The organism is Pseudoalteromonas sp. Scap03 (assembly GCF_013393115.1).
Classification (GTDB): Bacteria; Pseudomonadota; Gammaproteobacteria; order Enterobacterales; family Alteromonadaceae; genus Pseudoalteromonas.
In genome coordinates this window covers 2,902,887-2,920,981 of sequence record NZ_VDEU01000001.1, presented here as the reverse complement: position 1 = coordinate 2,920,981, position 18,095 = coordinate 2,902,887, and the positions used below count along the sequence as shown (strand labels likewise).

Here is an 18,095-nt window from a genome sequence, read left to right as displayed (position 1 = left end):
TCCGACTGGGTAACACTATTTATGTTTCGAGACGTCTATTGTATCTTTATTTTAAAGACAAATAACGAATTACCTTTACCAGTCGCAACCAATAAGTGACGATTATCAACGGTAAGAGTAATAGATGAGATTCCATTTAATTCATCATCATGCACATTTACTAGCTTATTCTTATAGCTAAGTCGCCCATCAGCTTTCACACTAAATAAATATAGACCGCTACCCGACTCCCCAGCTGCATATATTTTTAAGCCATCTGACGATATCGCTAAGCTACTTGCTCCCTCTAAGCCAGAACCGCCAATATCCGAATTATTTATTGCCTGTAAAAATGTAAATTGTCCGGTATCCAATTTGTGAAAAACAACAATAGAATTACTCCCAGCACAGGCAACATACAAAAATTTTCCATTTGGTGAGACAACAATTTCTTGTGGATTAATAAATTGCTTCACACCTGCAATGTCATTTTTTAATACTTGTTTTGCTAATAAGTCACCGCTAGGGTCTCTATCATAAATGGTTAATTGATGACCATCAAAACCTAGGACGTACAACTCATTATTTAGTGGAGATAAAGCTATGGCAATAGGTTTCCCTAAATCATTACTAAGTGGCTTAGCGTCTTTTATAACTCTATTAAAAATAACCTTTTTATCCTCCATTACATCTAAAATAGAAATAGCGTTACTCATATAGCTTGCAACGAAGAGCTGCTTTTCGTTGTTAGCCTTGACGATATTCCAAGCGCCTAAAAGACCAAGGCTATCAAGTTTGCCTATTGGCACATTACTATCAAACACTCTTTCATAGCTTAGACCGTCACTGATAAATTGATTAAAACGGTAACTATTATTATTTCTAGAGAATTTGGTTAAGGCGCCATCATAGAATCCAGTAACGACTATTTCATTACCGAGATCAAAATAGGTAACACCAGAGGCGCCTTCTAAACCGTTTATGTTGGTGGCGGTATTTTTGAACACTTGGCTAAAAGTTAGCTTAAAATTTTCGTCTAAATTAAAAACAGCGAGAGCATTATCGTCTCCACTAGAAACAAAAACCTTTGAATTATCCGAAATAACCTTAACACTCCTAGGGTTACCTAAGCCATCAAAGTCGTTAACGTCATCTTTTAGTACTTGGATGAGCTGAAGATCTTCTATACCACTAGCATAAGATGCATCGGTGTTAATAAGCCCCACAAAGAGGAAAAGTGCAATCATCTTTTTATTATTAAACATTAATTTTAAACTCTTTTAGGAACATAGCGCCTGTATAAACTGTGGAGCGAGTTAGCGCACTTCTTCGCCTTTTGTATTTTGCAAAAACGACAGCTTGCGGAGTCAGATTTGATACGCTTGTTATAGGCCGTAATCTCGCTCTACTTTTGAGATACGAACTTTAAATGAATCGTACCAAGACTTACGACCAGTTTTTTGAGCTTCTAAGTGCTCAGAGTTAGCTTTCCAATTTTTAATTGAATCTAGATCTGCCCAGTAGGAGACAGTTATACCAACATTTTCTCTAGCTGATTCTATGCCTAAAAAACCAGGTTGTTGCTCAGCAAGCTCAACCATCCTATTTGCCGTTTCACCGTAGCCATTATCATCTTCAGTTCGCGTAGAAGTGAAAATCACAGCAAAATATGGAGGTTTAGGTGTATTAGCGATAGCTGACATTGGGTCTCCTAAGTATATAACGCCTCGTTAAAAGTTATCGGTTTTTTGTCCTTTTGAACGACTCATTAGAAATTTTAACATCGTTCTCTGAAATTTTCTTGCCTCTTCGCCAAAAGAGAGCATTTTCACTGCTATACCAATGCTTCCGCACACTACCTTAACCACTAAAACCAACGCATAGTAAAAATGCCACGCGTGCGAATCGTTCTTGAAGAATTTGCTAGCCAACTTCAACCGCAGAAGTAATTAACCCGTAGTCCTCTATGTCCTCGTTATTTCCCATTACATACGAAAGCTCATTGAGAGCTGAGTTTGCATGCTTAAGAAATTCAATCGTCAAGAGTTCATTATAAGGTCGCTTAAAAACTGCAAATTCGACTTCACTGTCACCCAGATCGTATTCATATCTATCGGGCTTTGCATGTGCCAAACTATTTCTTGCACCACGAAGTGCATCAAGGACTTCATGTAATCCTTCGATATGCTCGACATTTAAAATCGAGAAAACATTTTTCGTTTCCAATGATACGGTTTCTTTTCTTTGAAGCTTTCTTGGAGTAAGCCAAAACCCGCCATATTTATTAACACCTCCGCCAGAAATACATGTGAGATTAAACATGCTTGCATATCCATACTAATACCATTGGAGTGACCAGAACTATTTTTTGTCTCAATGCAATCAAGTTGATATTGAGCTAAATTCGCAAGGTCTGAATGTGGGTTGTATCTAACTTGATACTCCAAATTATCTCTAGTTGGCTAACAGCTTTATCAGAGGACACTTTCCCCATTTTAGCGCAAAAACGTCCTTATTTTGTGAACTTGCATTAATAGCAAATAGCTTAAGTTATTGCCGGCTATAAATATTATAATTTCTGTAGCTTATATAAACACGTAAAAAAGAGGAAAGTTTCCTCTCATTATTACTAAATTAATGACGATTCATCTGGATGACAGGTTCTCGCTGTGAGTTCAACTGGCTAGTGTGCCTGACTAGGTAATCAAATTAATGTGCAATATAAAAATAAAATACGTTTCAGGGGTTAAGTAAATTACTAACTTTTAAATGTACTGTCACAACAACAATAATAATCTTCTTGAACAGCTTAAAACTTAAAACTTAAAACTTAGTGCATAACGTAATTTTTAATCGCTAGGGTAGGCGTATTTACTATTGAAATATTAAGTCGAAGGTAAACACAAAAACGCTACTATAAAGTAAATTTATATGAAGCTGAATCGCTGTTTCTGAAAATTCAAACAATGGCACTGACAAGTGCGCCAGCGTCTGTAATACCTGCATCTTTCATGGCTTGGCTAATCATTTGCACCAGCGCGACTACTTGAGATTGTGTTGATGAAACGATGTTTGCTTGTGCTTCAATTTGTGCTTGTATAGCCTCGTCTTCTTGGTCCGATTGAGCTTGTAATTGAGTGAGTTGTTCTTTTTGTTCTTCAAGCAGCTGTTTGAGCTCTTTAAGTTGCTCTATCATTTTTGCAATATATTCAGGTATTTCTGAATTTGTGGTTTTTTCAACGTTTTGCTCAGCCTCTTTTCCCGAGAGTTTATTACGCTCTCTGTCTGATAATTGATAATCAGCGTTGTCCTTATTTTTAGTTGTTTCTTTTGTTTGTTGTGCAACATTTATTTTTTCTGCTGCAATTTTAACGTCAAAGGCTGAGTGTTTATTTAGCTGTATCACGGTTAATTATCCATAATGTTATTCGTTACCAATTTAGCTATCGGCAGGAATGCTAAAGTACTAAAGCGATAAATACAAAAAAGCGTTGCCCTTGAGCAACGCTTTTATTTTATCTTGTTTAGCCTTTAGCCTTTAGCCTTTAGCCTTTAGCCTTTATTCAGCAGCTAAATAATCCAATACCACTTGGTGATGATCTTTGGTTTTAAATTTATCAAACAAGTGTTTAATTTTACCGTCTTGACCGACTAAGAAAGTGAGGCGGTGGATACCATCATATTCTTTGCCCATAAACTTTTTGTATCCCCACACGCCAAATGCCTCAGCAATGGCATGATCTTCGTCAGAAAGTAGGTCAAAGTTAAGCTCTTTTTTAGTTTCAAAGTTTTTAAGGCGCTTAATTGGATCTGGGCTTATACCAACCACGTGAGTGTTGAATTTTGCAAGCTCGGCTTGTTGGTCACGCAGATTCTCGGCTTGTATGGTACAGCCTGGCGTTGACGCTTTAGGGTAAAAGTATACCAATACTTGTTTTTCTTTTAATAACTCGTTGAGCACGACGGTTTCGTCATTTTGGTTTTGTAAGCTAAAAGCCGGTGCTGTGTCGCCACTTTGTAATGGGGTAATTTTGTTCATGCTAAACTCCTTAGCGAATACGTCGAAAGATGTAATCTACGTTTAAAACGTGCGAAAGGTTTTCAAAACTAATTTTAAATTGGTCAATGTCAACGTCAACGGGAATATTAAATTCAAGTTCACAGCGCATTTTAAGTTCAGTATCTTCTTCGTAGGTATCTGATTTTAATGAGCAAATATTAATATTACTGTCTGCAAAAAAGCGCGTTACTTTACTCAAGGTGCCAGGGGTGTCTATGCCAGTATATTCTAGGGTGTAACCTGCACAAAACTCGCTTTGATTATGGCTTGAAGTGCGTTTCATCATAGTAAGCAGGCCAAGCTCCATACCTTTGGTAGGCAGGGTGTGCTCAATACGGCTAATGGCTGACATATCACCGCTAAGTAGCATAATAAAAGTAAGTTCGTTGCCTAAAATAGCAATGCGGCTATCTATAATATTACAGTGGCAATCACTGACGAGTTGCGTAAGCTCACTAACGATGCCCGATCTATCTTCGCCAATTGCGGTTAAAACAATTTGATGATTTGAAAATGCAGTCATGGGTTTTAAAGTACCTAAGTTACTTGGATGATAACAACCGACTTGGCAACAAAAAATAAACACGTAGCGTTGCACGGCAGCAAAGTTTAACACAAAACCCGCGTTAAACTACAGCGACGGTTAATTTTAGGCGGTTAATAGTGCAGTGTTTCTTGTTTTTACAAGCTTGTGAAAGTACCATAGCAAAAATGTGTCTATTTGTAGCTTAGTCTGTCGGTCATCTTGTTGGCTTAATGCAGTTAGATAAGCAAATTATAAATGTAAAGTTAATATTGATTTTACACTGAACCAAATCGGTATTACCCACTCATATATTTGTTAAAACAATTAAGGGTATGCTAAGGAGAATTATCTGTGCAGTATTGGATCCCAAAAGCACTTGCAGTAAGTGTATTGGTAAGTTTGTCAGGGTGTAGTGTATTTACAAGTGATGCCCATAATGAGCGTAACTACCGCGCCCATGAGCCGGTTAAAGCACCTGCTTCGTTATCACAACCCGCTCAAGATCCTGTTTATAAGATGGATGTGGGTCAATATGATAATAATCCGGAGGCAACAAACTATCGTCCGCCGGCGCAAGTATTAACGGTTGCTAAAGGCAGTTGGGTTGAGGAAGCAGATAAACAAGCACGTATTTATTTTGATAAAAATGATGGCATTGACGATTTAGATGTATTCATTTGGGACTCGATTCAAGCAGTGCTTGCTGACAACAACATTAGTGCGACACAACAAAACAAAATGCAAGGAACACTTGAAACAGATTGGTACGCTATTGTTAAGCCAGAGGAAAGCTGGTTATGGGGCGATGATGAAAGTGTTGATTTAGAACGTTTTAAATTTACTATTGAAGAAAAAGAGCATCAACGTACAGCGTCTTTAACTGCGGAGCTTATTGATTTTAAAGGCGATAAGCCTTTGACTGATTTATTAAAACAGCAGCTAGAAGTACGTGCACTTAACCAAGTAGTAAGTGAGTTTGATTACCGCTATCGTCAACTTGAAGTTGATATGCGTAAGCGTAAAGGGGTAATTTCATTAGAGCTTGGGTTTGATAACAAAGGCAATGCAGCACTTGTTACTGAGCAAGCCTACGATACAGTATTCGATCGCTTTTCTGGATTCTTAGAGCGCTTATCTTTCACCATTGTTGAAATAAACCAAGAGACAGGTTTAATTACAGCAGATTACGCCAAAGTAGAAAGTAGCGTATGGGATTCTATTTGGGGCGATGAACCAACAGAATTACCAATTGATGAAGGCCAATACCAAATTTTGGTTAGCAAAACCAAGCAAGGTGGCACCAGTCTTACGTGGATGGATGACAAAGGCGAAACGCTTGAACCAGGTACAATGAATGGTTTACAGCAAGCATTAGAAGCGGCGTTAATTAAGCGCGGTATTAAAATTTAATAATTATAAATACTTACCACAAAAAGAGCACTTAGCTCTTTTTGTGGTTTTTACAGGTTGAAAATATGTCTCAGTTAGATTCATCACGCCCAGCATCCGTTCAAAAAAGTTATGATTTGAAAGTATGGTTGGTTTTTTTAATTCCTTCTTTAATCGGCGTTTTTTTGTTCATGACGCCAGTACCGTCTGGCGAAATAATGACGATACCTATCGCGGTAATGGCCAAGGCAATTCAAGCCTCATTCAGTGAGATAGCACTAGGGCTAATAGCTACCATTATTTGTATTACTGGTGTAATGTCGCTGGTGCTTAGTGTCTTTAAACCGAAAAGCTTAACCAAATTTCGCTTATTAAATCATTTGTTTAATGTGAGTTGGATTTGGTTAGTAACACGGTTGTTTGGTATGGCGTTTGTGCTTTTAACTTATTTTCAAGTTGGACCGCATGCTATTACCTCAGAAAATACTGGCTTGCTAGTATTAAAAGATTTATTACCGGTGCTGTTTTCGGTGTTTATTTTAGCGGGCTTATTACTGCCGTTATTACTTAATTTTGGTTTACTTGAGCTGGTGGGTACCTTACTTACTAAAGTAATGCGTCCATTGTTTGGGGTGCCAGGGCGCAGTGCAGTTAATTGTGTTGCTTCATGGTTAGGTGATGGTAGCGTAGGTATTTTAATGACTGCGCGTCAGTATGAAGATAAATATTATACTCAACGTGAAGCTGCGATTATTGGTACCACTTTCTCTGCTGTATCAATTACCTTTTGTTTAGTTGTTATTGGCCAAGTAAAGCTTGAATACTTATTTGCACCTTTCTACCTAACCGTGTGTTTAGCCGGTGTAGTGGCTGCGATAATTGTTCCGCGTTTACCACCACTGCGTTTTAAAAAGGACGTGCTTATTGATGGTGAAGAGCCCGATGGAAACGCTGAATTGGTTCCTGAAGGCAAAACATTATTTAAGCATTCACTTGATGTTGCATTAACTAAAGCAGAAAAAGCGCCAGGCTTGAAGGGCACCTTAGAAGAAGGTATACACAATGCATTTGATATGGTGTTTGCAGTATTACCAGTAGTCATGGCTGTGGGTACATTTGCACTTATTATTGCTGAATATACCCCGATATTTCAGTATTTAGGTATGCCGTTTATTCCGTTCTTGGAGCTTTTACAAGTACCAGAAGCTGAAATGGCTGCACAAACTATTATGGTCGGTTTTGCAGATATGTTTATTCCTTCTATTTTAGCTGCAGGTTCAATTGAAAGTGATGTAACACGTTTTATTATTGCAGCCATGAGTGTGACGCAACTTATTTATATGTCTGAAGTGGGCGCACTTTTATTAGGAAGTAAAATACCAGTTAATATTTTTGAGTTGTTTGTTATTTTCATTCTCAGAACATTAGTTACATTGCCTGTTATTGCCTTAATGGCACACTGGTTAGTTGGTTAAGTAATAATTAAACGAAAAAAGCCCTGAATATTCAGGGCTTTTTTATGTCTTTTTTATGAATAATAGAGGGAGAGGCTTTAAACTCGCTTTTTGCACTTAAACGCAGCAGTGCTAAATTACCGATAACAATAGCCAGTACAATCGAGATAACGAGTACGATTTGCCAAATTTGCATGTTGTTGACCTTATTGTTTTTTAAGCAGTAATTATGACCGCTTTCAATATAAGCCGCAACATTTTGAGTGTTTATTACGGGTGTTTAAAACCGTTGTGCTACCGACAATGTTAAAAAGTTTATTCCTGGATTAGGTGCTTTAAATCCTGCGTTTGAATAGTGAATAATACGCAGTGCTACGTTGGTTTCTCCAAAATCGGCCACTAGGCCTATTCTATCTTCAAACTGATAGTGAGTACTTAGGTTTTTACCTGCAAAATGGTGCTCATCAAGTAGGGAAAAGCCAATACCAGCCTCCACATAGAATGGCGTATTGTATACGCTAAATGCAGGAAACTGCACAACTGGTGAAACAGCGAATACTAGGTTGGATTGTGACTGTTGATCATGGTGGTAATGCCACAGATTGAGGCTGCTTTCTAGATAAAAACGGGCATCGCCAACAAAGTTTTGTGCACCCTTGGGATGATATTGATACGCAAGCTTTACCCCAGTCACATTACCTTCGCCTTTTAATAAGTCCACAGCGTAGCCATGGCTTGAGGATGCATAGGCTGCATTTGTTGGCAGTAAAAATAAACAAAAAACAATAATTGAAATCATCTCAAATGAGGTTTTCATAACGACCTACTGGTAGGTAAATTTAAATAGTAATTAAATGATAAGGGCGGTGAATTACTGTTTTCAATGAGGACAAAAATCCGCTTGTAGATGGCTTGTTAACTAAAGTTTTTAACTAATTGAATTTATTTAATTAATTTTATTGGTGCTAATTGGGCATTAATAAGTTGCTTATTTATGCCTTTTTTGTTGCCTGTTATTTGCGTAGATTACACTAAACTTAATTATTTAAACTATGCATTTATTATGAAACTTATAAAGCTTTTAGTGGTTATTGCTGTTTTTTTTAGTAGCGCACTCACTGCACAAACGCAGCCGTCACCTAAACAATTATTGCAAACTGTAGCCGAATCATTATTTAACGATATTGGGCAGGTAAATGCGCAAGGTAATGCCAGCAAAGAAGCGATGTCATTAATTGTTGAGCAGCGTTTGATGCCACATATTGATATTAAGTTTGTGTCGTTTAAATTATTAGGTAAACATATTAAAGGCATTAACCGTGAACAAGGCGTTGCGTTTATAGATGCGGTAGAGCATTACTTAACGGGCACTTATGCTAGTGCGCTTGTGAAGTACACAGGGCAAGATGTAATTTTTGAGCAAGACGCTGCTGCAAGCGACTCTAAATTTGCCACAGTTAAAACGCAAATTATTGAAGCTAATAAACCCACCATAGATTTACACTTTAAACTTCGTTTGGGGAACGATCAGCAATGGAAAGTATACGATATTGTTGCTGAGGGGATTTCGTTACTTAGTGCTAAGCAAAAAGAGATCATTCAACGTATTTCTGATGTGGGTTTAGATCAAGTCACAGCAGAACTTCAGCAAAGTTAGTTCCTTTGTAATTAAAAGCTCCAACCGTAAAAGCAGCTAATGGCGCATGTCGTTAGTTGCTTTTGTATTTTGGCCTATATTGCACGAGTTTACGCTAGCTTGGCAACCTAGCTGTGTTAGAATATCGGCTTCTTTGATTAAGCGTGGTGTCAGCTAAAAACTGTTATAACTGACCACTCACCCGAGCTACACTGGAGTTGTGTTGTTTTAATGGAAAATGTACTAATTTGGCCAAAGGAATACCCGTTACTGGTCAAAGGGCTGGTTGAACAAAACGGTGCCTTCATTTTAGATGCTTTAGAAGCTTGGCCTGCCTGTCGTTCTACTGAAGAAGATGATGGTGTTTGCACCACGGTTTTGCCCCCAATTTATTATTTAACCTGGTTAACCCCCATAGAGCCGTTTGAAGAATGTTACTTTCAGCATATTTGTGAATATGATGAGGATGCACAAGTCTATATTGCAGCACTTAAAGAGCACTATTTTGCTAATGACTACAACATAGAAAATATTGTGTTAATGCTGTGTCAGCGACTTGAAAAATACGCAAGTGTATCGGCACAAAATAATATTGAAACGCCGCTTTCATTGATTAGCCTATTTTTTAGTAAACGCTTTTTCACTCTAATAGAGCATGCCCTAGAACAGGGTGCCAAGTTGTCGGCAGCAGACACCCTATCTATTTGGCAAGAGGTCGACTTTAGAGAACGCTTAAGTGCGTATATTCCTCAGTCGATTGCAGACATTGACTATTTAGCAGAGCTCACCAGCGAAAAGGTAGCTGCAGGCAAAGATTACTTTACTTTATTAACTCAGGTTTCGCCTGATGTTGATTCTATTGTGTTGTTAGAAAATGCTTTACTTGCCCACCTAAACAAGAAAAAAGCTAAGCAAACAATGGCGATGCGCTTTATTGAGCAGGGCGCTACAGGTGCTTTAACCGATGAAGATAACAAAACAGCATTTATGTGGGCAGCAGAAAAAGGCTATGTAAATGTAGTTGAAACACTCCTGCAGTACCAAGATAAAAAAGCCGTCGACAATAAAGGTAATACGGCGCTGCATTACGCAGTAATGAGTAAAAATGAATCGTTAATGATTTTACTGCTTAAAGCGGGCTATGACTTTAGAGCGCGTAATAACGATGGATTAAGTTGTTATCGTTTAGCGGTAAGTATCAAAGCCAGTAATTTAGTTAAGTGCCTTGAACGTGATTTTGGAATTAAAGAGTTATCCCCTGAAGGGCAGTTAGAGCGAATTAAAAAGGTACATGTATTACACGCGGTTGTGGCGTTATTGCTACCACTTCAGTTGTTTTTCTTTTTTGATGAAAACATCACTATAAAAAGTGAGCTTACTCTTTTTATGACCATGACGGCGGTGGTGTGTTTTTTCTTTGCGACAAATTTAAAGCGTTGTTCGTTGTACCCGCATATTAAACATCCTTGGGGATTGTTTTTATTAAGAGTGGTATCGGCTTTTAGCCTTATAGCCCAGCTAGGTTTAGCTTGCATAGTGGGGTTAGCTGCTTTAAGCGAGTTAGTTTAACCATTTATTTAATTACAAAAAAACGCGCTAATAAAGCGCGTTTTTTATGTTTTGAGCTGCTAGCTATGAGTTGTTTTTATTGTGTTCATGCGCTGCTTTTTCTTCAGCAAGTTCATCTTTAAGCTTGCGAATCTTAAGTCCAAGCTCTTGTCCTCTATGGCGTGCATAGTAAGTGCAGCCAATAAACATAGACGAGGCGAAAAGTAACTCTAGTAATACCCATACGAGTTCATCTTGAGCAACCCATAGCAATGTAAAGCCATGGATAAAATAAAACATAACGATAAAATTAGCCCACGCATAAGTGTAGGTTTTATCTTGCAGTATGCCTTTTAAAGGTAATAACAGTGGTAGTACATAGACTAAAAAAAGAAATGCGTTACTGTGGCCTTCTCTGGGGGCTAATACAAACATCCATAGTGGCATTAAAATCAGCAGGCCAAAATAACCAAATAAGGCTAGGCGCTGAAATTTTACGGTCACTGGCTTTTTAGCAGACTCGCTCTTTTGGGTCATTTAAGTTTACTCGCTACTTGCGTCAAGCGTTTGCCTACGCTTTGACATATTTTAATTTCATCTTTACTTAGGGTAGAGCTGTTGCTGCTGCCAGCAACGTGGGAAGCGCCGTAAGGTGTGCCTCCAGTTTCAGTGCCAAGAAGTTCTGGTACATCGTAAGGTACCCCCATTAACATCATCCCGTGATGCAATAACGGCAGTGACAAGTTAAGTAGGGTTGCTTCATTTCCCCCATGCATACTACTCGATGATGAAAACACACAGGCAGGCTTATCTATAAGTTGGCCTTTAAGCCACAGATCACTGGTGGTTTCCCAAAATGTCTTTGCCTGTGCGGCCATCATGCCAAAGCGGGTAGGTGTGCCAAATGCAAGCCCATCACAAGCAACTAAATCGTCTTTATTTATCACAATGTCGTGCGGGTTTTTAGCCACAAACGTGCGCAGCAAGGCGGTTGCGCCTTGTTGTTCTATCGATTCTGCAATTTCATGCGCCATGGCTTCTACAGAGCCATGGCTTGAGTGGTACAGCACCACAATGGTTGTGCTCATTATAGAACGCTTAATACGTTTTCAGGCGGGCGACCCAAGGCTGCTTTGTTGTTGCTAACAACAATGGGGCGTTCAATTAATTTTGGATGTTCGACCATGGCAGCAATTAGTGCCGACTCATCATTTTCATCTTTTAAATTAAGGGCTTTGTACTGCTCTTCTTTGGTACGCATTAAATCTCGGGCAGAATTAAGCCCCAGTTGTGAAACTAAGGTACTAATTTGCTCATGAGAAAGCGGTGTTTTTAAGTATTCAACAACACTCGGTTCAATGTTTTTACTTTGTAATAGGTTAAGTGTTTCGCGTGATTTTGAACAGCGCGGATTATGGTAAATAGTAACTGACATAAAAATAAATCCAAAGTATAAATTGTGGCTATTTTAGGTGAACTCGCCAAATACTTAAAGCCTTGCAAGCTCTTTTTGTAATAACCGATATTGTGTGAGTAACGCTTTTAAACGCTGTTGTTTCACATTTTCAGTTGGCTCAACAAAATTAAGTGCTTTTTGTATTTCGTCAGCCGCTTTTAAATATGCGCCATATTGCGACAACACATCGGCGTTTGCTTCGTGATACGCGGCTAATTTTTCTTGCTTTTTATAGGCATCGGTTAAAAGCTGCTTACCTAAACTATGATCTGGCTTCTCTAATAAAAATGACTTTAGTACATTTTCGGCTAACTCATATTGCTCAGCTTCCAACGCGGCGTTTGCAAAATTTAAAGTAATTACTTGGTTGTTTGGCCGGTAGTTATTTAACTCACTTAAATAACTAACTGCTTCAGCTGCTTTTTTTTGTGCAATTAGCAAATCTGTTTTTGTATCAATATAAAATAAATTTTTAGGATCACTTGCCAATAGCTCATCTAGGATAGGCTGCGCTTCATCCGTTTTCTTTTGATCAACTAAGCTAATTGCTAAACCATACTGTAGTGCTACGTTGTTATAGGTATTTTCGCGCATTAACTTTCTAAATAAGGCCTCTGCATTTTCTGGCTCGTTATCGTAGCGTGCTAGTACACGGCTTTTAGCTAAATTAAAATCAAGGCTTGAACCTATTTGGCGTTTTGGATATTGCTCGGCACGCAAGCGTACATCCGACACGCGGCTTTCTGGTAGCGGGTGAGTGAGTAAAAACGCCGGGGGTTTATATTTATAACGAATTTGCGCTGCCAGTTTAGTTAAAAATTCACTAGAAGCTCTTGCATCAAATCCTGCATTGCTAAGGGTTTGCATGCCAATTCTATCGGCTTCTTGTTCGGCAGAGCGGCTATGGGTGAGTTGGCTAAATGCCGACTGTGTTTGGCTGGCTGAAATAATTGCTATGCCTGCATCTGGGGCTACAACGGTTGCTAAAATACCGGCTATCATACCGGCAATGGTGAGACCGCTATTGTCTTGTTGTTGCTGAATACGCCTTGCTAAGTGGCGTTGTGTTACGTGCGCGATTTCATGACCAAGTACTGAGGCAAACTGACTTTCGTTATCGGCTTGAGCAATTAAGCCTGTGTGAACACCTACATGACCGCCATAAAATGCAAATGCGTTAATTTCTGGGTTATTTAACCAAAAAAATGAAAAACCGAAGCGTACATCATTGGCGTTCGCAACTAATTTTCGGCCTAAGGTTGTTAGGTACTCATCAAGCACTGGATCGTTAATTAATGGTGAAGACCCTCTGATCTGCATCATCATCACTTCACCAATCGCTCTTTCTTTCTCCAGTGGTAATGCCTGCAGCGCAGACGTGCCTAAGTCGGGCAGTTGAAGATTTGTTTGTGCCTTTAACGGCTCACTCATTAGTAGGCTAAATGTAAGCACTGCACTGCATAAAGTGATAAAGGCGGATTTTAGTTGCATTATATTCCTTGTTTATTTTTTATCAGGGGCACTTGTTGGATCATCTGTATATAAACGGCTGTCCTTTTCACATAATTGATAAAACGACTTTATTGTGACCCCATCAACCTTAACAATGTTCAATTGAGTTTGTAAAAAAGCAATAATCTTATGAACTACTTTATGTGAATGCAATATAAGCGCTTTGTCTGCTTCATCGCCTTGTTCTAAATAAAAACCTATGAATTTATGTAGTTGATTAATGCGAATCACAGTTTTCATGGTTAATGGATCCCATAATATAAATTCCATTGACTCATCATGTCGAGCGTATCTATCGATGGTAGTATCATTAGAATAAGGAAACGCTTGTAGTTCAAAACCGCGTTCGGTAAATACTTGATGCAACGAAATTCGTGGCTTGTTATTACTCTCTTTCTCAAAAAGCTCGTTTGGGTCGATACCCAAGGACTCTAGGTTCCAATTGCGTTTGTCGATGATACGCTTTATAGCATTATCAAACCCGTGATCTAAAATGCTTTCACACTCACTTACCGATGAGGCTACTAAATGATAAAAATGCGGCAGCTCTCCCCAATTAATTTGCTTTTTAAACCAATTTATTTCTTTGAGAGTTGGATTGCTAGGCAATTGCGCTTTATTATGCGAATTAGGCATTAACGTATCCTTTTAGCTAACTATGCTATAAGGATAAACCATTGCAGAGGTTGTTTTAAGAAAAAGTTAAATTTAACTGTGGTTAATCTTAATTAGCCTTGGTATAGGACTTATTATTAATGTGAACAGGTAGTGAAACGAGTATGCTAGAGCTAGATTTGCGCGCTTATAAATGCCCTCAGCAATTTATTCAGTTTAAATTAGGGTTGCGTGAGGCAATATCGTTAAATCAAACAATTACCTTTAATATCTCAAGCGAGCAAAATACAGATGATATTGAACGATATTTGCAAAAAAAAATGTATTATTACAAGTTAAATAAACAACAAGCGTTGTTATTAGTGGAGCCGTTGCGTGTTTGAATATGTAAAAGCATGGTATGAAAAAAAGTTTTCTGATCCTAATTCAGTTACTTTACTTTTTTTGTTATTGGCACTGGTTGCCATGTTGTACTTTTTTGGCCCATTAATTGTGCCTGTGTTAGTGGCACTGATCATTGCTTATTTATTAGATTGGCCCGTGGTTCACCTAGAGCGAGTTGGCTTAAAGCGTTTTACTGCCACTAGCATAGTTATGTTGATATTTATTGGCATTATGCTCACCTTAATATTGGTTATAGGCCCGGTACTTTGGCAGCAAAGTAGTAACTTAGTGCAAGAAACCCCGCATATGGTAGAGCAAGGTAAATCGTTTTTACTCGACCTACCAGCTAAATACCCCAGCCTTATTAGTGCAGAGCAAGTACAGTCTATTGTGGTAACGGTAGAAACCAAAGTGCTCGAATTTGGCCAAGTGGTGCTGTCGGCATCGCTCAATTCATTAAAAGATGCTGTTGCGTGGTTAATTTATCTTATTTTAGTACCGCTACTGGTATTTTTTATGCTTAAAGACAAAGTAGAGCTCAGTGCCAGCATTGCTAAACTGATCCCGCGCCAACGACGCTTAATTTTGCAAGTGTGGCATGAAATGAATCAGCAAATAATGAATTATATTCGAGGTAAAGTATTCGAAATTTTAATTATTGGCTCGGTGTCCTTTATTGCCTTTACGGTATTGGATTTACGTTATGCGGCGCTGCTTGGTGTGTTAGTTGGCTTTTCGGTGCTCATTCCATTTGTTGGTGCTGCGCTGGTGACTATACCTGTGGCGGCGGTGGCGCTGTTTCAGTTTGGTTTAGAAACCCAGTTTTGGACCATTTTAATTATTTACGGCATTATTCAAGCGCTTGATGGCAATGTGTTAGTCCCTTTATTGTTCTCTGAAGCGGTTGATTTAAACCCGGTGTTTATTATTGTCGCCGTACTATTTTTTGGTGGGCTGTGGGGTTTTTGGGGCGTATTTTTTGCTATTCCATTAGCATCATTGGTAAAAGCGCTGATTAAGGCGTGGTCATCCACACATGAAGAGCTCGCAGAAGAGCTCGGTAACTAAAAAGTATAGTAAACGCACTTTAATTACTAAAGATTATTACTCATTCCTATTAAAACTATGTACTATTGGGAATAAGATATATTTTTTAGTAATAAGGTGCGTTTTTAATGTCAGAGTTTTTATTGCCAGATGAACCTAACAGCCAAGTTTATCTTGATGCAAATGCGACCACACCTGTATTGCCTTGTATTGCAGAGGTGGTGTGCCATGCGATGCAAATTTGTTTTGGTAATCCCTCAAGTCCCCATATAACCGGTATTCAAGCCAAACACTTATTAGAACAAACGAGGCAAAAAGCGCGCAGCGTGATTGGTGCGCAACAGGGCGATATATTATTTACCTCAGGTGCGACCGAAGGTATTCAAACTGCTATCGTATCAACCTTAATTAATGCCAAACAGCACACAAAATCTAAACCGGTTTTATTGTATGGAGCAACTGAGCATAAAGCGGTGCCTAATACATTAAAACATTGGAATGCCGTGCTTGAAATTAATGCTGAAATTATTGCTATTCCGGTTAACCGAGACGGTATTTTAGACTTAGACTTTATTGCTCAGCATATTGATAATGCCCTGATGATTTGTACTATGGCTGTTAATAATGAAACCGGTGTATACCAAGATTTAAGTGCTATAGAAAAGGTGATCCGCAGTCGTAATAACGATGTGACTTGGATGGTTGACTGTGTGCAGGCACTGGGTAAACAACAACTCAACCTAAGCAAAACCACGATTGATTATGCGCCATTTTCAGGACATAAGCTCTATGCACCTAAAGGCATCGGATTATTGTATATTCGTAAAGGAAGCCCATACACGCCGTTTATAGCTGGTGGAGGCCAAGAAAGTGGCATGCGTTCAGGTACAGAAAACCTGCCCGGTATTGCTGGGCTTAATAAGCTGTTTAGTTTGCTGCTTGATAAGCAAGACGATACTTTTAAATCAGCTGATGTACTTAATTTGTATCGCGATAAACTGCATAGCGCTTTAGTTGACACCTTTGGAAGTATTACCTTTAATCATGATTTTGCCTGCTCAGTGCCCACAACACTAAACTTTGCAGTTAATGATTTAACCAGTAAAGAAGTTATTGATTTATTTGACGCTGCAGGTATTAGAGTCAGCGGTGGCTCAGCCTGTAGTACGGGCGCAACTCAAAGCTTTGTACTTGATGCGATGGGAGTGTCACAGTGGCAAAGTGAAAATGCGATTCGTTTATCGTTTGGGCCTGCTGCCACTATGGCGCAAATAGACTATGCATGTGAACAAATTCGCGCACTTAAAACAGTGTTACAAGCAAATTGTTTGGTTATTTCTGATAGTAGCTTAGTAGCACAAGAAGTATGTGCCTTGGGGCTTACCCAATTTAGACACCAAGGTGCTTGCAGTTGGTTGTATGTAGCTGATGATCAACAGGCAATTATTATTGACCCAATTATTGAACTGATCCCTCGATTTGAAAAAATAGTGAATACACAAAATTTAACTATTACTGCTATTTTAAACACGCATGAGCACCAAGATCGTCACTGTGCTCTTGATTTAATGCGCAGCGCACTCAAAACAAATTTAGTTGCTGGTGAAGTTGATCAATTAGGCTGGCCTGTTAATTGTGAACAATTGCAACTAACCGAACAAGTACTTGAAAAGCTAGCGACGCCTGGACACAGCCAAGATAGCGTGAGTTATTTATTAAAGGCTAATAACGGCGATGTACAGTACTGTTTTTGTGGTGATTTAATTTTACCTGCGGGGCTTGGTAATACAGTACTTGATGGGGGAGATGCGATGCAGATGGCAGACTCTTTGACTAAGTTAACTGCAGAGCTTAATCCGCAAAGTGTGGTGTGCTCTGGGCATGATTATCAACAGTGTTTTGCCATGAATTGGGCTGTGCAAAAGCAGCAAACACCTTTATTAAAAGCGCTTATTGAAGGTGATATCAGCCATACTGAATTTGCCATGCAAAAACAACAAGCAGACTCACAACAACACACATTAGCAAATTCGCTTTGTGGTTATGTTAATGCAAAGCCTAAAGTCGAAACTTCGCAGCTTAGTTTTAATCAAGCGAAGGAAATGCTTTCACATAACAGTGTATATTTAATTGATACCCGAGAGCCTTATGAGCATGGCGCTAACAATATCAGTGGATTGCTTAATGTGCCTGAGGCTAAAACTTTAAATATTCCTTTAAGCCGAATGGCCTATGCACTCACCCAAGGGCAACTAGATAAAAACAATCAATACATATTGGTGTGTCGCAGTGGAAATCGTTCAAAAATTGCGGCGGCAAACTTAATTGAACTTGGTTATAACCGCGTTTTTAACTTATCGGGTGGTTTAGCATTGACCAGCTAATAGTTTAATAAAAGAAAAAGGCCGACATGTGTCGGTCTTTTTTTTGCCTGCTTTAATCGAAGATTAATAAAATGTTCATTGTGCAGAGGGGGTGAACAGTTGTTA

20 protein-coding genes are annotated in these 18,095 nt (G+C 38.8%); 7 read left to right on the top strand and 13 right to left on the bottom strand.

All coding sequences use genetic code 11. The annotated features are described in order from the left end of the window. Nucleotides 1-35: 35 nt before the first annotated feature. The 6 genes from FHG08_RS13310 to FHG08_RS13280 all read right to left on the bottom strand — a co-directional run bounded on the left by FHG08_RS13310 (nt 36) and on the right by FHG08_RS13280 (nt 4,562). Nucleotides 36-1,244 carry a beta-propeller fold lactonase family protein gene (locus FHG08_RS13310; RefSeq protein WP_178956270.1) on the bottom strand — a complete coding sequence of 403 codons (1,209 nt, stop codon included), beginning with the start codon at nt 1,242-1,244 and terminating at the stop codon, nt 36-38. Nucleotides 1,245-1,364: 120 nt separating this feature from the next. Next, entirely contained in the window at nt 1,365-1,682 is a 318-nt protein-coding gene (locus tag FHG08_RS13305; protein WP_138607744.1) for an antibiotic biosynthesis monooxygenase, read from the bottom strand. Between the two features lie 220 nt (nt 1,683-1,902). Continuing rightward, nucleotides 1,903-2,301 (bottom strand): hypothetical protein, encoded by a 399-nt coding sequence (locus FHG08_RS13295; protein ID WP_218648488.1) that lies wholly within the window; start codon nt 2,299-2,301, stop codon nt 1,903-1,905. A 637-nt stretch (nt 2,302-2,938) separates the two neighbouring features. Further along, the gene (locus FHG08_RS13290; RefSeq protein ID WP_178956269.1) at nt 2,939-3,385 is read right to left on the bottom strand and encodes a hypothetical protein; all 447 of its coding nucleotides are present in this window, start codon (nt 3,383-3,385) and stop codon (nt 2,939-2,941) included. Between the two features lie 153 nt (nt 3,386-3,538). Next, nucleotides 3,539-4,018: a thioredoxin-dependent thiol peroxidase gene (gene bcp, locus FHG08_RS13285; protein WP_178956268.1), complete on the bottom strand. Its 480-nt coding sequence runs from the start codon at nt 4,016-4,018 to the stop codon at nt 3,539-3,541. A gap of 10 nt (nt 4,019-4,028) precedes the next feature. After that, nucleotides 4,029-4,562: a glycine cleavage system protein R gene (locus FHG08_RS13280; protein WP_138607749.1), complete on the bottom strand. Its 534-nt coding sequence runs from the start codon at nt 4,560-4,562 to the stop codon at nt 4,029-4,031. 354 nt (nt 4,563-4,916) lie between these two features. Between FHG08_RS13280 and bamC the strand changes: the two genes are divergently transcribed. Together bamC and FHG08_RS13270 are read left to right on the top strand one after the other, a co-directional pair. After that, nucleotides 4,917-5,975, top strand: coding sequence for an outer membrane protein assembly factor BamC (gene bamC, locus FHG08_RS13275; protein ID WP_138607751.1), 1,059 nt, complete (start codon nt 4,917-4,919; stop codon nt 5,973-5,975). A gap of 65 nt (nt 5,976-6,040) precedes the next feature. After that, nucleotides 6,041-7,429, top strand: a complete 1,389-nt coding sequence (locus tag FHG08_RS13270) for a YjiH family protein (protein WP_178956267.1) — start codon at nt 6,041-6,043, stop codon at nt 7,427-7,429. A 31-nt stretch (nt 7,430-7,460) separates the two neighbouring features. Here the strand turns inward: FHG08_RS13270 and FHG08_RS13265 are convergent, their stop codons facing one another. Together FHG08_RS13265 and FHG08_RS13260 are read right to left on the bottom strand one after the other, a co-directional pair. Further along, nucleotides 7,461-7,604 (bottom strand): DUF2897 family protein, encoded by a 144-nt coding sequence (locus FHG08_RS13265; protein WP_178956266.1) that lies wholly within the window; start codon nt 7,602-7,604, stop codon nt 7,461-7,463. 84 nt (nt 7,605-7,688) lie between these two features. Beyond that, nucleotides 7,689-8,225, bottom strand: a complete 537-nt coding sequence (locus FHG08_RS13260; RefSeq protein WP_178956265.1) for an acyloxyacyl hydrolase — start codon at nt 8,223-8,225, stop codon at nt 7,689-7,691. Nucleotides 8,226-8,471: 246 nt separating this feature from the next. Here FHG08_RS13260 and FHG08_RS13255 point away from each other — a divergent pair, with 246 nt between their 5' ends. Then, on the top strand, nt 8,472-9,065 hold the full coding sequence (locus tag FHG08_RS13255) for a phospholipid-binding protein MlaC (protein WP_138607759.1): 594 nt from the start codon (nt 8,472-8,474) through the stop codon (nt 9,063-9,065). Nucleotides 9,066-9,275: 210 nt separating this feature from the next. Beyond that, the gene (locus tag FHG08_RS13250; RefSeq protein WP_178956264.1) at nt 9,276-10,613 is read left to right on the top strand and encodes an ankyrin repeat domain-containing protein; all 1,338 of its coding nucleotides are present in this window, start codon (nt 9,276-9,278) and stop codon (nt 10,611-10,613) included. Between the two features lie 63 nt (nt 10,614-10,676). On the opposite strand, the gene FHG08_RS13245 is transcribed toward FHG08_RS13250, so the two are convergent. The 5 genes from FHG08_RS13245 to FHG08_RS13225 are packed head-to-tail and all read right to left on the bottom strand — an operon-like array spanning nt 10,677 to nt 14,196. Further along, nucleotides 10,677-11,129, bottom strand: coding sequence for a DUF2069 domain-containing protein (locus FHG08_RS13245; RefSeq protein WP_178956263.1), 453 nt, complete (start codon nt 11,127-11,129; stop codon nt 10,677-10,679). Continuing rightward, on the bottom strand, nt 11,126-11,680 hold the full coding sequence (gene wrbA / locus FHG08_RS13240) for an NAD(P)H:quinone oxidoreductase (RefSeq protein ID WP_131691238.1): 555 nt from the start codon (nt 11,678-11,680) through the stop codon (nt 11,126-11,128). Before wrbA ends, FHG08_RS13245 begins: the two co-directional genes overlap by 4 nt. After that, the gene (arsC, locus tag FHG08_RS13235; RefSeq protein ID WP_178956262.1) at nt 11,680-12,027 is read right to left on the bottom strand and encodes an arsenate reductase (glutaredoxin); all 348 of its coding nucleotides are present in this window, start codon (nt 12,025-12,027) and stop codon (nt 11,680-11,682) included. The genes wrbA and arsC overlap by 1 nt, the downstream gene beginning before the upstream one ends. A gap of 54 nt (nt 12,028-12,081) precedes the next feature. Further along, nucleotides 12,082-13,539, bottom strand: a complete 1,458-nt coding sequence (locus FHG08_RS13230; RefSeq protein ID WP_178956261.1) for a M48 family metalloprotease — start codon at nt 13,537-13,539, stop codon at nt 12,082-12,084. Nucleotides 13,540-13,551: 12 nt separating this feature from the next. After that, a complete protein-coding gene (locus FHG08_RS13225; RefSeq protein WP_178956260.1) occupies nt 13,552-14,196 on the bottom strand; it encodes a hypothetical protein in 645 nt (214 codons plus the stop codon). Between the two features lie 143 nt (nt 14,197-14,339). Between FHG08_RS13225 and FHG08_RS13220 the strand changes: the two genes are divergently transcribed. From FHG08_RS13220 to FHG08_RS13210, 3 genes are all read left to right on the top strand, one after another. After that, the gene (locus FHG08_RS13220) at nt 14,340-14,558 is read left to right on the top strand and encodes a hypothetical protein (protein WP_178956259.1); all 219 of its coding nucleotides are present in this window, start codon (nt 14,340-14,342) and stop codon (nt 14,556-14,558) included. Then, complete coding sequence (locus FHG08_RS13215; RefSeq protein ID WP_178956258.1) at nt 14,551-15,627, top strand: AI-2E family transporter; 1,077 nt, start codon at nt 14,551-14,553, stop codon at nt 15,625-15,627. Before FHG08_RS13220 ends, FHG08_RS13215 begins: the two co-directional genes overlap by 8 nt. A gap of 107 nt (nt 15,628-15,734) precedes the next feature. Continuing rightward, a complete protein-coding gene (locus FHG08_RS13210; protein WP_178956257.1) occupies nt 15,735-17,990 on the top strand; it encodes an aminotransferase class V-fold PLP-dependent enzyme in 2,256 nt (751 codons plus the stop codon). The last annotated feature ends 105 nt before the right edge of the window (nt 17,991-18,095 follow it).